Consider the following 3,173-nt stretch of genomic DNA (forward strand, 5'->3'; position numbering starts at 1 on the left):
GGTGCAATGCCACTGGAGAATAACGATGACTAAACACATTCACGCTGATTTAATGTCTGAGTACGCAAGGTTGGCTCAGATTACCGATAAGCCGTGGGAGTATTTTGAACATAGATTGTATAACCATGAAACTTGGAAAAAATGCGGTTCAAATATGACTTTTGACAGGTTTACTGAATATCGCATAGTAACTCCTACTATCAAAATCGGGAATATCGACGTTCCTGAGCCAGTTAGAAAGCCGCTGGAAGAATGTGACGAATACTATTGTCCTGATATAAATACATTTGGAACGCCAGACGCAGATTCTCATTGTTGGGGTGAAAACATCGATAATGATATAGATAGATTATTCAGCGGCCTAATCCACCTCGACCGCGAATCTGCCGAACTCCACGCCAAAGCGCTTATTTCCTTAACTCAGAAATAATTTTCATTATCACATAAATAGGAGTAGAAAATGAAAATAAACATCACAGTAGACTTAGATTGGTTAGAAGAAGATGGCAACATCGATGAAGAAGTTAAATATCAAATTATTGAGGGAGTTAAAAAGTCCATTTCACGACAATGTTTGGATAAAGTAGAAAAAGAAGCATCGAAACAAATTAATCAGGCAATAAATGAATCTATAAATTCTGCGAAAGCTACCATTGAAAAGAAAGCTATCGCATTTGCTGATGAATGGCTGAAAAAAGAAGTTACAGTTACTGATAAATGGGGTGATATTCAAGAGCGTCTAACGATTACCGACCTAATCAAGAAAAGCTTTGATAATACCTTAGAGAAGAAAGTGGATAAAAACGGTAATTTCACAAACAGCTATGATGGAATTCCATTAATCAAATATCTAATGAGTGATAGAATGCAAGAATTAGTTAGTAAAAGAATTAGCGTGATTCAAAAAGATATTGATCGAGCGATTACCAATGCCGTAAATAATGGAATTCGAGAAAATGTTTCAGATAAATTTGCTGAAATGGTTATAAATACAGCTCGTCAGCAACACGCATTAGAATCAAAGCAACTCTCTCTAAATAATCCATCCCAAAAATAACGAATCGTTTCGCTAACGAGGGCTTTTTACATGCGTAATACACTGTTTGATGAGTGCGCGGTCATTCCCAAAAAACCGCAGGCTGTCAGGAACCGGCGCGCAAGGAAGCGCCGTATCGCCTTATTCACCGTCTCATTAATTGTATTTATTCCAGTCTGACAACGGGAGGTAACTATGGCATTAAAAATTAATCTCAATAATGGCCGATTCAGAACTGAGTCCAATGGGCGCGGCGGATCCATATTATTCATTGATAATGATACCAAATGGCAACTGGAGGGCAACGGCAGGGAAATTATGCTTAATTCCACACTGGAGCGTGAAGATATCATTTCTGTTCTCAATGACCATTATCAGGATGAGGGGGTCGCATGAGGCACTTCGATTGTAATCCGTACTTTAGGCAGGAACTGGAATGGGATAAAGCAGAAGAGAAAGCGGCTTATAAGGAAATGATAGCGGAAGAACAAGGCGAAAAAGCCCAAGAGCTGTATGACAAGTTGCCGGAAGATCCTGAAGGTATCTTATCCCAAAAAATGATGGAAACGTTCGGTGAGTTACTCGATAAAGATAGTGATGCTCAGGAATGTTTGAATAGCCTCTTATACGACCTGAGCTTATTGGAAATTAAGAGACGAGGAGCAGTAGAGGAGTAAATGATATGAAAAGTTATCTAAGAAGAGCTGAACGCAAACAGGCGTTTGCAAAAATTGGAATATACGGTGACGCAGGATCAGGAAAGACCAGAACCGCAACGGAAATTGCTGTCGGGCTATGGAAGACGTACAACCTAAAAAAACCTGTTGCGATGTTTGATACAGAACCAGCGGCAACCTACATTATCCCATTCTTTGAGGCTGCCGGAATTGAGTTTCTGGTATACGACGAGAGTCGGGCAATCAAAGACTTGATGGGATTTTGGCGAGAAGCTGAGCAGGAATGTTCGATTATTATCGCTGACTCAATCACCCATGTATGGAAAGATTGTCAGGATAGTTATTTGAAACAACTCAATACCCAACGGCAAAAAAATAACCCACGCGCCAAGCCTGTTTACCAGCTTGAGTTTCACCACTGGAAGCCCATCAAGGCTAAATGGGCTGAATTTACTGACCTGTTCCTTTCATCAAAGATACACGCCATAGTTTGTGGCCGCGCAGGATCTATTTACGAGTACCAGAAAAACGATGAAACAGGAAAGATGGAACTCATTACCAACGGTACAAAGATGGCTACTGAGAAGGAAATGGGGTATGAGCCATCACTACTTATCGAAATGATAAAGCACAGGGAAAACGGCCGAATTATCAACCGTGCATTAGTCGAAAAGGATCGCACTGACAGACTCAATGGGCAGGAGTTTGATTTTCCCACGTTCCAGACGTTCGCACCACACTTTGATTTTCTTAACATTGGCGGTAAGCACTTCGATTCTATGGAGCAGCACGATAGTGCAATCCTGTTTGCCAATGAAATTACGGATGATGGATTCCAGTATGAGAAACGCCAGAGAGAAATTTTGTGCGAAGAAATAAAAGGATTGTTTGTAAAACTGGGACTGGATGGCAATGGCTCAGAAGCAAAAGCACAACGATTAGACGTGATGGAAGATGTTTTCGGCACCAGAAGCTGGACTGCTATTGAGGGAATGAATAGCGAAATCTTAAAACAAGGATACGGGAAAATTAAATCTATGGCTATGGAGAAACAATCCAATGAGCCAGTCACCGAATAAATATTTTGAAGGTAGTCCGTGTAAGTTAGGCCATACATTGCGATATATAAAACACAACAGATGCGTTGAATGTCATAAGGAGTCAGACAGGAAAAGAAGGGAAGATCTTAAGAAAAACCCTCACGAAAGGATATCAAGGGGGAAGGTATATCTACCCACTGACTTTCAACACCGAGTGACCGTGCTCGGTAATCCAAATAGAACCCTATAACCCAACCCTATCACTTACGCAATTTAACCAACCAAAGAAATATTTACTGGGTAATAGAATAGAAAAGGTGGATATATGGCAATAGTTCAGTACTACGTAGCTTACAGTAAAGAAACAATCCCCGATGAAGTATCGGAAGGTCGTCGCTACGAACTTGAAGCAGACAACAA

At 40.6% G+C, this 3,173-nt stretch carries 5 protein-coding genes; all 5 read left to right on the forward strand.

Translation table 11 applies throughout. The features are described from left to right. Positions 1–430: hypothetical protein (locus Xind_RS19360; RefSeq protein ID WP_222941870.1), on the forward strand; the 430-nt coding region annotated here is incomplete at its 5' end. Positions 431–460: 30 nt separating this feature from the next. Then, complete coding sequence (locus tag Xind_RS19365; protein ID WP_187650916.1) at positions 461–1,057, forward strand: hypothetical protein; 597 nt, start codon at positions 461–463, stop codon at positions 1,055–1,057. Between the two features lie 174 nt (positions 1,058–1,231). Next, entirely contained in the window at positions 1,232–1,432 is a 201-nt protein-coding gene (locus Xind_RS19370; RefSeq protein ID WP_187650917.1) for a hypothetical protein, read from the forward strand. Continuing rightward, on the forward strand, positions 1,429–1,713 hold the full coding sequence (locus Xind_RS19375; protein ID WP_187650918.1) for a hypothetical protein: 285 nt from the start codon (positions 1,429–1,431) through the stop codon (positions 1,711–1,713). The genes Xind_RS19370 and Xind_RS19375 overlap by 4 nt, the downstream gene beginning before the upstream one ends. A gap of 5 nt (positions 1,714–1,718) precedes the next feature. Then, complete coding sequence (locus Xind_RS19380; protein ID WP_187650919.1) at positions 1,719–2,792, forward strand: AAA family ATPase; 1,074 nt, start codon at positions 1,719–1,721, stop codon at positions 2,790–2,792. The last annotated feature ends 381 nt before the right edge of the window (positions 2,793–3,173 follow it).

The organism is Xenorhabdus indica (assembly GCF_014467235.1).
Classification (GTDB): Bacteria; Pseudomonadota; Gammaproteobacteria; order Enterobacterales; family Enterobacteriaceae; genus Xenorhabdus; species Xenorhabdus indica.

What these genes read in the sequence shown, in the direction of transcription:
- Xind_RS19365 (WP_187650916.1), top strand. Translation starts at nt 461, where the DNA reads ATGAAAATAAACATCACAGTAGACTTAGATTGGTTAGAAGAAGATGGC.
- Xind_RS19370 (WP_187650917.1), top strand. Translation starts at nt 1,232, where the DNA reads ATGGCATTAAAAATTAATCTCAATAATGGCCGATTCAGAACTGAGTCC.
- Xind_RS19380 (WP_187650919.1), top strand. Translation starts at nt 1,719, where the DNA reads ATGAAAAGTTATCTAAGAAGAGCTGAACGCAAACAGGCGTTTGCAAAA.
- Xind_RS19375 (WP_187650918.1), top strand. Translation starts at nt 1,429, where the DNA reads ATGAGGCACTTCGATTGTAATCCGTACTTTAGGCAGGAACTGGAATGG.